A 14,826-nucleotide genomic window follows, 5' to 3' on the forward strand; every position below is an offset into this window, starting at 1 on the left:
ATAAAAAGATTATATATTTGTGCTTTTGTGGCAATTTATTTACTATTTAGCTTGTTTTTTCAATCTGACGAAATTTTATGACAAATATAAAATGTCGCTGTTGTTTTAAACTATTAGCGAAAATTCGGCATTTTGATGTTATCGAAATCAAATGCACTCGTTGCAAAACATTAAATACTTTTCAGCGTACCGCGAGTACCTTACCTGAATGCCAAGAGCATCAACATTGTTCAGGTAATATCCATGACACAAAACCTCTCACCACAATACAATCCTAGTGGCCACAGCTTTAGTGGCTGGCTTGGTGGTAAATCACAACTTGCACGTACCATTATTGACATGATGCCTGAACATAAGGCTTATGTTGAAGTGTTTGGCGGTGCTGGATGGGTACTTTTTAAAAAAACAGCGTCTAGCTCTGAAGTGATTAACGACATTAATGACGATTTAATTAATTTATATCGGATTTTAAAATTTCACTTTGATGCATTCTTGCAAGAGTTTGAGTATCAGCTTTTTTCTCGTACGCTCTTTAATGACATGAAAAAGAATGATCGTGGCTTAACCGATATTCAACGTGCAGCGAAGTTTTATTATTTATTACGTGCCGCATTTGGTTGTCAGCTCGATGGTAGTTTTTCTTATTCTCGTGATCGTAAAAGTCGCCTCAAACTAGGCAGTGAACTAAGATCACATCTGTTATCTATTCATGAACGGCTACAGCACGTCACCATTGAGAATAGCAGTTATGATTACATTATTCAGCGTATGGATGCACCAGATACGTTGTTTTATCTAGATCCGCCTTATTGGGACTGTGAAAATGTTTATGGTAAAGGGATCTGGTCAAAACAGGACTTTTACGATTTAAAAGAAAAGTTAGACCATATCCAAGGGAAATTTATCCTTAGTTTGAATGATACGCCCGAAGTCCGTGAGCTATTTAAAGACTATAAAATTACCCATAAAAAGATTCGTTGGTCTGTTAATAGCAAAGCTGCAGCTGCGGATCATAATGGTAATGAGTTAATTATTTATAATTTCTAATGGGCTAATTACCCTTAGATTGATTCTGTAATTCTTTCCACTCCCTAGCCACTGCAGTTGTTGCGGTGGCTTTGTTTTTATATAAGTAAGTCAGTCGTTTTGGTGACTTTTGATCACCACGGGTGATTTTTTGTGTTGTGCTACCGTTTTTGTAATAGGCAATCACACCTGTATAATTTCCACCTTCTTCATCGACCAGTTGGGCAATATCATCGCTGTCCGGGATAAGGATTTCTGCTTCAATACTGGTGGTATAGCCACCAGACGAGTCGAGCTGATGGCTGATGTTTGTACCAAGCCATATAATATCGTTAATTTCAGCTTTAAACCCTAAAAAGACCAATGGCATTTCAGGAATCAGTTCAGGCATGCCATAGGCTAGGCTTAAACTAAATGTGGCCGTTTTTCGTTTGAGTCGATTAAATTCGGCTTTTGCTGCATGTGTTGCAGTGTCTTTGTCACGGTAAATATGACGCATGTCTTTGGTATATTCGTCTGTATCACCAATGATGACTTTTTGTTTTTGTGCTTTTTTTTCATCGTAGTAATAGCAAAGTACACCACTGATATCATCACCACCATTGGTCATACTATAGCGGTGGCTGTCACCATCAATACGGGTGATTTCTGCCGTGGGTAGCTCATTGCCTGTGACTGTTTCGGCTTGTCCTTTTGGCATGAATAGTAAAATGCCATTTTTTACAGTTGCAATGGCATCATGCTCATCTGCAATACGAGTAATGAGGTTAGCGTCTGATTCGTTTTGGTCGATGTGTGCCAGTGTGATGAGTGCCAGTGTACTATTGATGTTGGGTATCAGGTCGTGTTCATATGCAATTTGACTGACAATTTGCTCGATGGTTTTTTTGCTAAAACTGCGTTCCTTTTTCTGCTTAAAGGTTTTTTTAAGGTCTGCACCTGTTGCACGTATGTGTATGACATCGGGTGATCCTGAGTGTTCAACTTCTTTGACAATAAATTTACCTTTGTAAACAAGGCCTGTATTTTGCCAGCCGATCCAGACTTTGATCTCTGCATTTTTGGGTGGAATATTGAGTTTTCCGTCATGATCTGATAGTTCAAGGCTGATGCTGTCGGCTTCTAAGCCACGATGGTCATCAATGCTGAGTTTAATGAGTCTGCTATTTATTTTGGGTGAGATGTCTTGTTCGTCTACCAGTATGCGATAAATGGCAGTAGGATTGTTGTCTGCCATTTTTTGTGTGATAGATGTGATCATTTGGCCAATGCTCATATTTATAGTCCAATGAGGCTACCCACGGCATTACCAATGAGTGTGCCTGGTCGCATGGTTTGAGTGAGAGTCAGTGTAAAATCGACTTTGCGAGGTTTGCCATCTTTAAAAAAGTAGGTTTGTGTTTCATTTAAGTCATCTAGTTTGTATAAACCATAAACTTTTCCAGTTCCGCCAATTAAAGGGAAGCTTTTACCAAAATCGCCCATGGTTCTCAGTGCGGTGAGGCTCATTTGTGAGCCAAACTCAGGCACGATTGAACATTGTAGGGTGATGGTGTCTTCACCACGCCCCAAAAACTGATAGGCAGGCATGTCACCCACTCGGTTGTTACTGCCATATCGCCATGAGGTTTTACGCTGTAGTTGTTGGTATGTTGCTGTCGGTATGCTGAATATAAACACACCAAATATCATCATCATGTGTTTTAGTCCTGGTCTGTAAATTTGTTGCGAAGTCGAATTTGTTTTTTTCGGTCGTATTCTTCAATCATGCGTTTAAAGTCATTAAAGAGTTCTTTGTCATTTTGTCCTGCTTGTGTTTGAAAGGTGACATGAAAGGTATCTCCCTCAATTGTGGCTGGCGTGTTGCTTGTTGGGCTATTGCTGAGCGTGAAGCTCTTAATTTTCTCTACAATGGGTTGGATGTTTGACAGTACGCTTGGGCTGTTTTGTAGTTCGGGGGCGTTGCTTTGAGTGAGCGACTGTGCAAAGTGTTTAAAACGGGTCTGCAGATCTGTTTTAGGTTGTTCGATTGGGTTGCTGTAGTCTCGTGTTTGATTGAACTGGCTTGGTATGAATGCACTGACCAAGGGCATGTTTTTAAACTGCTCAAATGCTTGGCTTAGTTTGTTTTTAAGGGTTGGAAATTGTTGATTGATTCGCTGTGCAACCGTGTTTCCCAGTTGCTGTACATGACTGAGTATTTTATTTGGTGGGGTGACATGGTCTTGTGATACATCTGGTAAAGTGGCTTGTGGTGATTGAATTGGCTGATTAAATACGCCAAGCACATGGTTGAATTTGCTTTTAAGTGATGGAAATCTCTTGTCTAGGCCTACCGTTAAGCCATCGACCACATAGCCACCAAGCCCTGCCATAACACGTGAGGGTGAATGAATGTCCATGCTCTTGCGTGTCCAGTCGGGTAACCATGAGTTGATGGTTGTCCAGACATTTTTTAGTTTATCGAAGCCTTTTTCTATACCTGAAATGAGGCCATCGATAATCATACCACCGAAGCCTGTAAACTTGCTTGGCAGGTCGATACCGAACCAACTGAGTACAGACGAAAATGCGGTGTAAAATAAGCCGATTGGTGACCAGTTGATAATGAGTGAGCTTACTCCAACAAGGCCACCATTAAAGGCATTTTTGATGTCGTTCCAGCGTTCACTAAACCACGCCCCTGCAGGTGCAAATGTGGTGGTTAAACTGTTCCAAGTGTCACTCGCACCACTGCTAAAGCTTGCCCATAGATCGGTTGCTCCTTGTTTTACCGTTTGCCACTGAGCATTAAACCACTCACCGAGTGGGCTAAAGTACATTACAACACTGTTCCATGCCTCTGATGTACCTGTAGTAAGGCTGTTCCATGCACTTGATGCACTGTTGCTGACTGTTTGCCACAAGCCTGTGAAAAATTGGCTGATACTTCCCCAGTTGCTGATGATAAGACGTGGGATGCCGATCAGCGGTAGTAGGAAGTTTAAGATGGGATTGTTTACAAATACTTGATCTATGCTGTTAAAAATGTCTTTAATGGATGTCCATAAGCCTGTAAAGAAGCCAGCTACTGCAGTGACACCTGAATTAAATAGCTGGCTTATTTTTTGCCAGATATTGCTAAAAAACTTTGATATTGGTGTCCAGTTTTTATAAATAAGGTAGGCCGCGCCTGCGATAACTGTAATAGCCAAGATGATTGGGTTAGCGAGCATTATACGACCCAGCCACAACATGGCTGTACCAAACAGTTTTAGTGGTGACATGAGCATTTTAAAAACAAAACCCATGGCTGTGCCACTGCCACTGAGTGATGCCATGACGAGCCGTAAACTGAGCATGCTCATAATGAGGGGAGAGAACACCACTAATGCACCACCAATGGCGATCAGACTAGTCGCAATCCCCACTAGACCGACACCAATGACTTTAGCCAACATTGGGTTTTGTTGCATCCATCCTGTCATGTTTTTAAATGCATTGGTTGCGGTGACAATGGCACTGGTGTAAATGGGAAGTATGGTGTGACCAAACTCTAGATAGGCATCGTGTAGTTTTGCTCGAGCTTCAAGTTCTTTACCCGTTGTCGTATTTTGTGCTTTATCATTCAGTTGGTCTATGTTGTCTGCACCAGCATTGAGTTTTTGGTTTTTATGAATATTCTCTCGCTGTTGGTACATAGTTGCAATTAAGTTAGACGCTGTTCGGTTTGAAAAAATACTACCAATCGCATCGATGACATCGCCTTCTTTGGTGATGCCTTTTTTATTTAAGGCAGGCACAAGTACTTGTTCCATCCATGCAAATTGATCTTTTTTAAAGAGATCAGCACCCTTGATTGCACCGATATCTAGATAAGATAAATTGCCTGTTTTGTCATGACGTACCTTTGATGGGTCACCAATCAGGTCAAATTTCTCTAAGTTTTTAGCTGCACGTTTGGTTGTTCTTCCTTGATATAGATTTGCATATGAAGACATGAGAGCTGTACCGACTCTAAATCCTCCCATTTCTTGTACCAATGGTTCTAGGGTGTGGTAAAACGACTTGTTATCAACCCCTTTTGCTGCGATACCACCTGTTTTAATAAGATTTAACCATTCCTCTGGTTGCACTCGGCCACCAGTTGCAGTGATGACCTGTTGTATCATGTTGGCCTGTTCTTTAAAGGCCCCTTCGCTTTTTAAACCATTACGCATTTCAATGACTTTGAGCATATCCATGAACTTTTTTTCATTATCTGCACCATGTTCTTGACCATACATGGCCTCATTGGCAAATTTCATTTTTGCCAGCATGGGTGCAACCATTTTTGCATGGTGTACGTCTGCAAATGCGGTAATACCATCACGAACAAGGGTCATATTATCTAGCGTACTGGTACCGAATGTTTTCATGGCACGAGCGTAGTCTATAGCTTCTTTGGTAGATTCTTTACCAAGACCAAGTGATGCAATACGGTTTTGTTCGATATCTATTTTTTTATTTTCCTCAATGGGTTTTTTCATTGAGTAAAATGTGGCTGCACCTGTCGTGGCCATGGTAATGCCTGCCGTGGTGGCTTTTTGTGTGTTGTCACGATATCTAGCGTGGGTTTGTTGAATTTGATTGAGGTTTTTAAGTTTAGTTTTTTGTGCCTCAAGTGAGCCATTGGCCTGATTAATTCGGCTGGTTAGGCTACGTTGATGCTCAGCTAGATTTTGTGTTGATGTACCTGAGCTATTTAATCCATTTTTTAGCTCTTGCAACTTTTGTTTTTGCTCACGAACGGTGTTATCTAATTTTTTAGCCTCTTTATCGGTGCTATTGAGCTGTTTTGAAAGCTGATCAAGTGCTTTTTTTTCATCATCATATGCTTTTTTTAGACTATTGATACTGGTCGCTTGTTTGGTTTGGCTTGTACCGAGTTGCTCCATTGTATTACGCAGTTGGGACTGAGTTTTTGCTAGACCTTGTGTACTGACTCCCACCTCTTTTAGTGCATCACGTGAGCGTTGCAAGCTGATATTTTGCTGTTCAATTTTACTCTTGAAACGTTCAGCTTGTTTGGTTGCTGTCGCAAAATCTTTATTCATCTTTGCAGATGAACCATTTTGCATTTCTTGTTTTAGTGCCTTAATTTTTAGTTTTAAAGCATCGTAACTTTTTTGTGTTTCAAGCAGTGATTTTTTTTGAGATGAAAATAGGTCTATTTTCTTTTGTTGATCAGTTAGACGCTTTATTTCTGCATTAGTTGCTGCCAGTTTAACTTTCGCACTGTTTAAATCAGTAGCAAATTTTTCTGCTGTGTTACTGGCCATGTCTTTACGAAGTTGAGCCAGTTTTTCATGCATTGTTTGTAAGGCTGATGTATTGCTTTCTAGTGCTTTTTTTTGTTTTAAATAACCATCAATTTGTTTTTGTTGTTCTTCAAGGGCTTTAATTTCTTCACGGGTTTTTTTAAATGCTGAAGCAGCAGATTGACTACTGCTCGTTAGCATTTTTAATGTTGGGGATAAGCTATTTTTTGCCCCAAAAAGTACTTCTAGGCGTAACGGTTTCATTCGGCATCATTTCCATTTCGTTCAATGGCTTTTTGATGCCATTGCATCAGTTCAGTTAAAGACATGTCATTGTAGGTTTGCGGTGGCCAATGAAAGACCACCGCAATGTTTGCGATGGCATCTTCTACTGTTGGCGAAACATTTCCGCACGTACTGATTTCGGTTGCAAAAAACTCATAATCACACCACCGACTTGTGCGATGTCGGCAGGTTCTAGTTGGTTGATTTGTTCTTTGGTCAGAAATGGTGTGCAGACACGAGGTAGTATCTCTACGATACTGGCAACATCACCTTGCATAAGTTCAGACAATTTAATGTTGCGTAATGCTGCAATATTGGGTTTACGGAGTTCAAGCTGTTTGATTTCACTGCCACCGACTTTGATTGGTTCATCTAATTCGACTGTATAGGTGTCGAGTTGAATGGCTTTTTGATTTTCGATCTGGTCTGGGGTAGTCATATTGTTTTATCCAAAAAAATGTAAAAAAACCTCTACACCACTATGTAGATGTAGAGGGGTGGAAACTTAAAGGCCAATATTTTTACGGTGTTCGGCATACATGTCTTTGCCGTTGACCACATAAATAAGGTTTGGAATGTCGATTTCGATGATCGGTTGGCCATCGATTGAAAGCTTGTAATACGACCAGACTGTTTTAATGGTTTGTTCAGTTTCGTCACCTGCTTTGGCATTGCCAAAGTCAATTTCCTCATGACGACCACGAATAACGATTTCGAGTGCAGATGTTTCACCTGTGTCATCGCGCTGGTATGAGCCTGCAAAACGTAAACCGTAGGCAGAGATGGTAGCTGCACCAAATTGTTTAAGCACCAGTGGGTCAATACCACCGAGTTTCCATGTAAATTCGGTCATATCATCGGCAAAACCAAGGTCGATTTTGACGTTGCCCATCATGCCACCACCACGCCAATTTTCTAATTTGGCAGTGAGTTTGGGTAACGTGATTTCACCTGTTTGACCAAGGTAGGAGTTACCTTCATTAAACAGGTTCATCATTTTGAGTTTTTTAGGTAAAGCCATAGTGTTTTACTCCTTATCCTGCAGTGACATTGGCAGCAAAACTGGCTAAATAGCTGTCTGTAATGCGTTGGCGTAGTGTGAGGTTCTCAAGCGGTGGTACAGGTGTGTAGCTGTAGTCAATGAGAAGTTGCCCTGCTTTAAGTACTTCTTTGCTATTGCTGGTTGGATTGATCCAACACTCACCACCGAGTAAGTAGCCTGCATTGATTAACTCACGTAGTTTGGCATTAATGCCTTCGATGAGGTCTCGTGCAAGGCTTGGTGATAGTGGTTTATCGACTGCCCAAAAGTGAGCCTCTGCCATGGTATCTGCTAAGATTTGTGCAGTACGTGTGTAGTTTTCAAATGCATATAGTGGGTCTGCTGAACAGGTACGTGAACCCCAAAAACGTAAGCCATCACGTTGAATGATGGTGGTCACTTCTTGTTCGTTGAGGTAGTTGGCATCTGTGCTTGAGTCTTGGAGTTGAAAATAGACATCTTTGCTCATGCCTGTGACACCATTAACTACCACGTTTGACAGCGTTTTGTGCCAGCCTTGTTCATTGTCAATTTTTGCACGTAAGCCAATGGCTCGTGCAGTGGCATCAAAGGTCGTGGTGGCATTGGCGGTGCTGTCCCAGCCTAAAAAGTCAGGCCAAATGACCATGACTTCACGAGCCCCTAAGGTCTGTCGGTAGGCCACAGCTTCTTCTTTTGTTTTACAGTTATACGCAGAAACGTAAGCAAAGCCTCTGAGCTGTTGTGCAATAGAGACTAAAGCGGTAGCCACTGCAGGTGTGTCTAAACCAGGGACTGCTAAAATACGTGGTTTCACACCAAGCTGTGCTTCTGATGCAAGTAATGCTTTGAGTCCTGTATAGCTTCCATTGCTACTGCCACCGATTACGGCAGAAATTTGTGCTGCAGCATCACTGAGTTGTTCGACACGAACCACAACCGTGGCATAGTTGCCCTGGTCTGCAATGGCTTGTAGAACTTTGGCCAATGTACCTTTTGTGCCAGCACTGGTGAGTGCTGCTTGTGGGTTGGTAATGAGTACAGCTTTGTTAAGGGGGAATGTGGTTGCATCTGCATCTGAGGCAGTGACAACTGTACCGATAATTGATGATGCAACGGTCTGGATTGGTCGTGTGCCATCATCAAGTTCGAGTACTTTGACACCATGGTGGTATGAAGACATAAAAAACCTGTGATTGTTGGTATTTTTCAAATCACAGGTTTACAGAATTAATGTCTCTTTTCATGTGCTTTGAGTTGTATAACGCAGTTATACAACTCAAAGTGCCATAGCTTGTTGCCACATGGTGTCGACTTGGTCTGAGCTTAGGCCAATTAGGCCTGACATATAGACTATGGTTTCACTTTCTCGTTCAAATGTGGTGGCATAGTCATATTCAATTTTGATCTGTGCTTGTGTTTTGGTGTCTTTAATTGCATTGATCTGCTGTTCTATGGCCGTAAGTAAATCATATTTAAGCAAGATCAATTTAAATTGGCGTTGAGTCAGTGGTGTCAGTGTTTGTAAAAACTGTTGACGCTTCTCGGCATCGGTACGGAGGTCTTGCCATTTTTTGTCTTGCCAAACATGATAAGGTGTTGGCTTTTGTTCTGAATAAGTCATATCGGAAAATACATAGTGACCATCATTGATTTTTTCTAAGGCTTCACTGTGTTGTTCCTCAGTGATGTTTACAAGATCATCTGGTTGTTCGGTGTATGTTAAGTTTGAGTCGTAGAAAGACTGTTGTTTTTCACTAAAATAAATCATGTTTAATACCCTATGGCAAAGATGTATACCACGTCTTCATAGTCAGCTGACCCGATCCAAACAGGTAATGATGAAATGTTAGACGTAGCTAAGTTTCGTGTGTCTAATGAAATATTTTTTGTTGAATTTCCATCTCTGGTTGCTGCGTAAGTCCCACTAAAAAAAGTGACTGCGTTTGGAAAGGTAATAGGGAGCGTGATGGTTCGGTTTGAGCTGGTGTTTCCGCTGATTTTTGCCCATTGCATAATGATGCCGTTGCCTAAAAAGCTATAGCCATTTTGTGCCTTAGAGTTTTGAAAATTATTAAGCACAGTGCTTATGTTAATGTTACCTGTACCATCAAAATCTGCACTGCCTGATACGTCACCTGAAAGTGCAATGTTTCGTGCGTTTTGGAGTCGATTTGCTGATATCGCATTTCCCAAGTAGTTGCCAAAGCTATCAATGGTAACAATGCTTGTAAACTTACCATCTTTCCCATTCCAAAACTCAAATCCGCCTGAACCACCGCCATAGTGATTAATCAAATCCATACGGCCTAAGCCGACATTACGATTCCAACCAATATACGAGCCTTGGTTTAATGGGACTGTTTTATCATCTAAAAGTGGGGTTTTAGTGATCTGTAGCAATTTACCTTGCTCTGCTGATAGTAAGTTACTGCTACCACCTGTGGTTAAATCATTAATTACAGGTATGCTTTGTTCGGTGACCGATGTAATCAAACCCTTGGCATTGACCTTGAGTGCTGGAATTTTGAGGTTGCTACCATAACTACCTGCAGTCACTCCACTATTGGCTAAAGTGAGATTGAGCTGTGCATCGGATGTGCCATCAAAGCCTGCTGAGGCTGTGGCATCTCCTGAAATGTTGATATTGCGAGTATTTTGAAGTTTGGTTGCCGATGCTGCATTTTTGGAGAAGTTACCATTTGAGTCAATGACTGCAATACTTGAAAAATTACCATCTTTACCGTTCCAAAACTCAAACCCACCTACACCAAGGCCTCTACTGCTAATAATGTCTGCTCGACCTTGGCCACTGGTTTTATTCCATGCCATAAATGCCCCTTGTGCTGTTGGCGATGGATCAAGTTGGACTTTATTGTTTTGTAGCACTTTGCCTTGCTCTGCTGATAGTAAGTTACTGCTACCTCCTGTCGAGAGATCATTGATCACAGGCAAGTTTTGTTCGGTGACTGAAGTGATCAAGCCTTTTGTATTAACAGCGAAGCGTGGCACTTTTAGGTTTGTGCCATAATTTCCTGAAGTCACCCCACTATTGGCTAAACTGAGATTAAGCTGAGCATTGGATGTACCATCAAAGCTGGCAGATGCTGTAGCATCGCCTGTAATGTTGATGCTCCGTGCATTTTGGAGCTTAGTTGCCGATGAAACATTGTCTGTGGTGAATGCCAAAGTACTCCAGTTTGACCAGTCATTGGATAAATCTGTTTTTGAACGATGATATAGCCTGTTATCACCAGACCAACTGCACGCCAGTTGATTGTTTCCTGCACCACCAATGTGCAATAGATTTCCATAAATGGCAGGGTAGCCATTATTGTAGATTTGAAATAAATTAAGCCCTGTTGCACCACCGCCTGATTTAATCAGGGCTAGATCGCCAGAGCTGTCGATACGTTTGATACTGATGTCTGTTGTACCATCAAAGTCTGTACCATTGATTTTACGAGTGTTGAGTAGCTTGGTTGCCGATGCCGCATTTTTAGAATATGTGCCATCCGAGTAAATAGTGGCGATGCTTATGAAGTTACCATCTTTACCATTCCAAAACTCGAAGCCACCAGTCCCTTGCCCTTGATGGTTTACAATGTCTGTTCGACCCTGACCATTGGTTTTGTTCCATGCCATATAAGATCCTTGGTTTGATGGCGATGGATCAAGTTGGACTTTATTATTTTGTAATACTTTACCTTGCTCTGCTGAGAGTAAGTTACTGCTACCACCTGTGGTTAAATCATTAACGATAGGTAAGTTTTGTTCGGTGACGGATGTAATCAGGCCTTTGGCATTGACATTGAGTGCTGGGATTTTAAGGTTTGTACCATAGGTATTTGCAACTACACCACTATTGGCTAGAATGAGGTTGAGCTGTGCATCGGATGTGCCATCAAAGCTGGCAGATGCTGTAGCATCGCCTGTAATGTTGATGCTCCGTGCATTTTGGAGCTTAGTTGCCGATGCTGCATTTTTGGAGAAGTTCCCGTTTGAGTCAATGACTGCAATACTTGAAAAATTACCATCTTTACCATTCCAAAACTCAAACCCACCAACGCCAAGACCTTTACTGCTAATGATGTCAGTTCGACCTTGACCACTGGTTTTGTTCCATGCCACGTACGCCCCTTGTGCTGTAGGCGATGGGTCAAGTTGGACTTTATTGTTTTGTAGCACCTTACCTTGCTCAGCTGAAAGTGGTTTGCTACTACCACCCGTGCTGAGGTCATTTACAAGATCAGATCGTGGAATATAGTTGGTTTTTACCCACTCACGTGTTGCATAGATAAGAGAGTCATCTAAATAAACAGCAGTCACATCTGCATTTTGTATGTTGACGACCATTTTAATGTTCAGTTCACGTGCAGCACCGTCATCTGCTGTGGGTTTAACTGTGGCTGGGTAGTTGCTATGTACAACAAGGACATCACCTGCATATAAGCCAAGTTCCCGAATAGTGAAACCACCAATATTGCTTGGGACAATAGCTTCACAGACCAATTGATTGTTGTTATTTGGATTGATACCAACAGCATTCAGGGCAATGCGAGATTTTTCATTGATTAATGCACTGCGGTTTTCACTTGGTGTTGGTACTGAGCCATTACCATCGCCCAAAGCAATATGGGTGAAGTTAATCTTACTATTGATTGATGCATTGGCAAAAAGTGCTTTACCGTTATTTGTTAAAATACCTTTATATGTTGGCATAGCATTACTCTACATAGATGGTGACCGTTTCCGCACTGTGTACACCGACTGCATAGTACGGAATACATAGGGGTAAAACATTAATAATAAGATTGGTTAAATGACGACTTGCAGGCTTGGCATCTTTGACTAAGCGATTGACTTCGATATAAGTTTCTTCAGTAAGTTCCATGCCATTTAAATCAAGCTCTAATTTAAACGTGCCTGGTGTACCGATGGGTTGCATGTCGAACCATTCGGTGAATGTGCATTCAAAGCCAAACTGTGCCAGTACTGCACGGACTGCAGCTTTTGTACCTTTGACTTGATGCTGTGCAAAGGCGGCCTTAATACGTTCTCTTTTGAGTGAGGGTTGCCAATTGTTGTCCCAACTATCAACCGAGTACTGCCATGCTAAAAATGATAGGAATTGGTCAGGTACTTGATCAATCTGTGCGATAGATTTGATGTTGACTGCAAGTTCGGTATTTTTACGACTGACTTCACTTAAATAACGCTCAAATGTTGTGGCATTGGGGGGCAATAGTTGGCTCATTCAACACCTGCTAACGTCAGGTTGATGTTCGTACAAAAGCTGGCTTGTTCTGTTGTTAAAATGGTGTCGTTTTTTGGGGTATTAAGGACAACATGGCTGACACCAGTGACATGCAGTTGTGCATAAATTTCACTGAGATAAATAGAGCGTCCGAGGCGTTTTTGTTTAGTGGTATAAGCTAAGATATTACTTTTTGCTTGCTCTAAGAGGGTTGCCCCTTCAGGGTCTTTTCCAATATATATAGATGCATCGATACTATACTCAATAATTTCTGCCGTTTTTACAGTAATACGATCACCAATAGGACGAACACTCTCAGGTGCGAGGGCATTGGCCACTTTTTGAATCAGCTCTGTAGATGCAATGTTTTTGTCGGCATCTTTTTGCAAGATGGTGATGTTGACATATGCAGGGTTTGGGGATGTTACTGAAACATCTGCCACACGGCCATCGGCTGAAAAGGCATGGTATTTATATGCGTTTTCTGGTCCTGCGGTACTGAGTGAATCAAATTTCATTTGTGTCCGGGTACGTAAATCTTCATCGGATTCATACACTGCAGCACTGGTGCTGGTTGCTGCGGCGACCGTTAAGCGTTTGACATCAAAATTTGCTGCAACAGCATCTAAGTCTGTACCTGTGGCATAGGCCAGCAGTACAGCTTGTGATGCAGTGTTAATGCGGTTTCTAAGTAGCAACTCTCTATATACATTTTCTTGTAAATACTTTGTGAGTGGTTCGCTATCACGATTTAGCATATCTCTAACGTAGTCCTGGTCGCTTATGCTTGACCATTTCGCAATGAGTTGCTCTTTTCTCTCTTGTAGTAGTGTTTCAAAGTCGATGACTTCGATCATTTGCGGTGGTGTTAGCTGACTAAAGATGACGTTCATGCTGCACCCATTTTTAACGGTATATTTAAGTTTAGGTTCTGATTGCTCGACATATGTACTGCTTCGAGTGAAATGTCGATCGTTCCTTTTGTTAATTGAGTGACGGCAATGCTTTCTATGCTGATGCGGTCTTCCCACAGCAATAGTGGTGTGTAAATTGCTGAATAAATACGCAAGATTAAAATGTCATTCAATGGTTGGTCGATTAGGTTTGGAATATCTGAACCAAACTGTCTACGCATGATGCGTGAGCCTTTAGGCGTGGAAAGTATTTCTTGTATAGATTGTTTAATACGATCAATTTCGTTGCTGAGTAGCTGACCTGTGTCTTTTGAAATCACACCGCACCTCCTGATGTGTCTGATCCACCTTTCACGCCATTGTGTTTGTGATTTTTCAGACTAATGCCACCTGCACTGACATCGCCACTGGTGCTAATACTTCCTGTCGATTGACTGGTACCAGAGACGGATTGACTACCACCTACACTGTTGTTTCCTGTCATGGTGGTGTTGCCATTGGTTTGTACATTGCCATTGGTGGTAAGATTTCCGTTGATGGTAGTATCACCATTGATGGTAATCCCACCTTTTGCTGTCAGTAGTGCAGTGCCTGCAGATGGCAAAATGGCTTGTAATGCATGATTTTTAGTGTCGTAGCTGATGATTGCCCCATCTTCAAAGACTCTAAGTTTGATGTCTGGGTTTTGTGAGGGTGTTGGAAAATTTTCATTATTTAGGCCACAAATAACAATGCCGAGTGCCAATTCACCACTTGGACTTATCACCACACACTCTTCACCAATGCTGGGTAAATCATGGGTTTTATCTGTGCCTGCTCGCATGTTAAGTAGGCGTAAGGGTGCGGTTACGATGTCACCTAAGTTGACTGTAACGGTATGAAAAGGTTGTTCGGGTGTAACGCTAGCGATTGTTCCAATACGGATCAAGTTTTCTAAGCGTCTATTGGTGTCGGCATTCATGATGCCATCGTGTTTTATTTTTATGGTTTTTGCATGTGCTTTGAGTTGTATAACGCAGTTATACAACTCAAAGGGGGCTTTGG

Annotated in this window: 15 protein-coding genes; 2 read left to right on the plus strand and 13 right to left on the minus strand. The window is 41.7% G+C overall.

The window, feature by feature from the left end:
* Positions 1-77 precede the first annotated feature (77 nt).
* Both I2F31_RS13485 and I2F31_RS05645 read left to right on the plus strand, forming a co-directional pair.
* Positions 78-278: a Com family DNA-binding transcriptional regulator gene (locus I2F31_RS13485; protein ID WP_195773585.1), complete on the plus strand. Its 201-nt coding sequence runs from the start codon at positions 78-80 to the stop codon at positions 276-278.
* Positions 244-1,047 (plus strand): DNA adenine methylase, encoded by an 804-nt coding sequence (locus I2F31_RS05645; protein WP_195773587.1) that lies wholly within the window; start codon positions 244-246, stop codon positions 1,045-1,047. The genes I2F31_RS13485 and I2F31_RS05645 overlap by 35 nt, the downstream gene beginning before the upstream one ends.
* Positions 1,048-1,051: 4 nt before the next feature.
* Here the strand turns inward: I2F31_RS05645 and I2F31_RS05650 are convergent, their stop codons facing one another.
* From I2F31_RS05650 to I2F31_RS05710, 13 genes are all read right to left on the minus strand, one after another.
* The gene (locus tag I2F31_RS05650) at positions 1,052-2,302 is read right to left on the minus strand and encodes a contractile injection system protein, VgrG/Pvc8 family (RefSeq protein ID WP_195773588.1); all 1,251 of its coding nucleotides are present in this window, start codon (positions 2,300-2,302) and stop codon (positions 1,052-1,054) included.
* Positions 2,303-2,304: 2 nt separating this feature from the next.
* A complete protein-coding gene (locus I2F31_RS05655) occupies positions 2,305-2,724 on the minus strand; it encodes a phage tail protein (RefSeq protein ID WP_195773590.1) in 420 nt (139 codons plus the stop codon).
* Between the two features lie 5 nt (positions 2,725-2,729).
* Positions 2,730-6,569, minus strand: coding sequence for a hypothetical protein (locus tag I2F31_RS05660; protein WP_195773591.1), 3,840 nt, complete (start codon positions 6,567-6,569; stop codon positions 2,730-2,732).
* The gene (locus tag I2F31_RS13290) at positions 6,566-6,727 is read right to left on the minus strand and encodes a GpE family phage tail protein (protein ID WP_195773664.1); all 162 of its coding nucleotides are present in this window, start codon (positions 6,725-6,727) and stop codon (positions 6,566-6,568) included. Before I2F31_RS13290 ends, I2F31_RS05660 begins: the two co-directional genes overlap by 4 nt.
* Positions 6,694-7,029 (minus strand): phage tail assembly protein, encoded by a 336-nt coding sequence (locus I2F31_RS13295; protein ID WP_195773593.1) that lies wholly within the window; start codon positions 7,027-7,029, stop codon positions 6,694-6,696. Before I2F31_RS13295 ends, I2F31_RS13290 begins: the two co-directional genes overlap by 34 nt.
* Before the next feature lie 66 nt (positions 7,030-7,095).
* On the minus strand, positions 7,096-7,611 hold the full coding sequence (locus I2F31_RS05675) for a phage major tail tube protein (protein WP_195773594.1): 516 nt from the start codon (positions 7,609-7,611) through the stop codon (positions 7,096-7,098).
* A gap of 13 nt (positions 7,612-7,624) precedes the next feature.
* Positions 7,625-8,794, minus strand: a complete 1,170-nt coding sequence (locus I2F31_RS05680; RefSeq protein ID WP_195773596.1) for a phage tail sheath protein — start codon at positions 8,792-8,794, stop codon at positions 7,625-7,627.
* A gap of 96 nt (positions 8,795-8,890) precedes the next feature.
* Positions 8,891-9,382 (minus strand): hypothetical protein, encoded by a 492-nt coding sequence (locus tag I2F31_RS05685; RefSeq protein WP_195773598.1) that lies wholly within the window; start codon positions 9,380-9,382, stop codon positions 8,891-8,893.
* Between the two features lie 2 nt (positions 9,383-9,384).
* A complete protein-coding gene (locus tag I2F31_RS05690) occupies positions 9,385-12,333 on the minus strand; it encodes a phage tail-collar fiber domain-containing protein (protein ID WP_195773600.1) in 2,949 nt (982 codons plus the stop codon).
* Positions 12,334-12,337: 4 nt separating this feature from the next.
* A complete protein-coding gene (locus I2F31_RS05695) occupies positions 12,338-12,868 on the minus strand; it encodes a phage tail protein I (protein WP_195773602.1) in 531 nt (176 codons plus the stop codon).
* On the minus strand, positions 12,865-13,761 hold the full coding sequence (locus tag I2F31_RS05700; protein WP_195773603.1) for a baseplate assembly protein: 897 nt from the start codon (positions 13,759-13,761) through the stop codon (positions 12,865-12,867). The genes I2F31_RS05695 and I2F31_RS05700 overlap by 4 nt, the downstream gene beginning before the upstream one ends.
* Positions 13,758-14,102, minus strand: a complete 345-nt coding sequence (locus tag I2F31_RS05705) for a GPW/gp25 family protein (RefSeq protein WP_195773605.1) — start codon at positions 14,100-14,102, stop codon at positions 13,758-13,760. The genes I2F31_RS05700 and I2F31_RS05705 overlap by 4 nt, the downstream gene beginning before the upstream one ends.
* The gene (locus I2F31_RS05710; RefSeq protein ID WP_195773665.1) at positions 14,099-14,743 is read right to left on the minus strand and encodes a phage baseplate assembly protein V; all 645 of its coding nucleotides are present in this window, start codon (positions 14,741-14,743) and stop codon (positions 14,099-14,101) included. Before I2F31_RS05710 ends, I2F31_RS05705 begins: the two co-directional genes overlap by 4 nt.
* Between the last annotated feature and the right edge of the window lie 83 nt (positions 14,744-14,826).

The sequence above is a fragment of the Acinetobacter rathckeae genome (assembly GCF_015627125.1).
Taxonomy (GTDB): Bacteria; Pseudomonadota; Gammaproteobacteria; order Pseudomonadales; family Moraxellaceae; genus Acinetobacter; species Acinetobacter rathckeae.

What these genes read in the sequence shown, in the direction of transcription:
- I2F31_RS13485 (WP_195773585.1), top strand. Translation starts at nt 78, where the DNA reads ATGACAAATATAAAATGTCGCTGTTGTTTTAAACTATTAGCGAAAATT.
- I2F31_RS05645 (WP_195773587.1), top strand. Translation starts at nt 244, where the DNA reads ATGACACAAAACCTCTCACCACAATACAATCCTAGTGGCCACAGCTTT.
- I2F31_RS05650 (WP_195773588.1), bottom strand. Translation starts at nt 2,302, where the DNA reads ATGAGCATTGGCCAAATGATCACATCTATCACACAAAAAATGGCAGAC.
- I2F31_RS05655 (WP_195773590.1), bottom strand. Translation starts at nt 2,724, where the DNA reads ATGATGATGATATTTGGTGTGTTTATATTCAGCATACCGACAGCAACA.
- I2F31_RS05660 (WP_195773591.1), bottom strand. Translation starts at nt 6,569, where the DNA reads ATGAAACCGTTACGCCTAGAAGTACTTTTTGGGGCAAAAAATAGCTTA.
- I2F31_RS13295 (WP_195773593.1), bottom strand. Translation starts at nt 7,029, where the DNA reads ATGACTACCCCAGACCAGATCGAAAATCAAAAAGCCATTCAACTCGAC.
- I2F31_RS05675 (WP_195773594.1), bottom strand. Translation starts at nt 7,611, where the DNA reads ATGGCTTTACCTAAAAAACTCAAAATGATGAACCTGTTTAATGAAGGT.
- I2F31_RS05680 (WP_195773596.1), bottom strand. Translation starts at nt 8,794, where the DNA reads ATGTCTTCATACCACCATGGTGTCAAAGTACTCGAACTTGATGATGGC.
- I2F31_RS05685 (WP_195773598.1), bottom strand. Translation starts at nt 9,382, where the DNA reads ATGATTTATTTTAGTGAAAAACAACAGTCTTTCTACGACTCAAACTTA.
- I2F31_RS05690 (WP_195773600.1), bottom strand. Translation starts at nt 12,333, where the DNA reads ATGCCAACATATAAAGGTATTTTAACAAATAACGGTAAAGCACTTTTT.
- I2F31_RS05695 (WP_195773602.1), bottom strand. Translation starts at nt 12,868, where the DNA reads ATGAGCCAACTATTGCCCCCCAATGCCACAACATTTGAGCGTTATTTA.
- I2F31_RS05700 (WP_195773603.1), bottom strand. Translation starts at nt 13,761, where the DNA reads ATGAACGTCATCTTTAGTCAGCTAACACCACCGCAAATGATCGAAGTC.
- I2F31_RS05710 (WP_195773665.1), bottom strand. Translation starts at nt 14,743, where the DNA reads ATGAATGCCGACACCAATAGACGCTTAGAAAACTTGATCCGTATTGGA.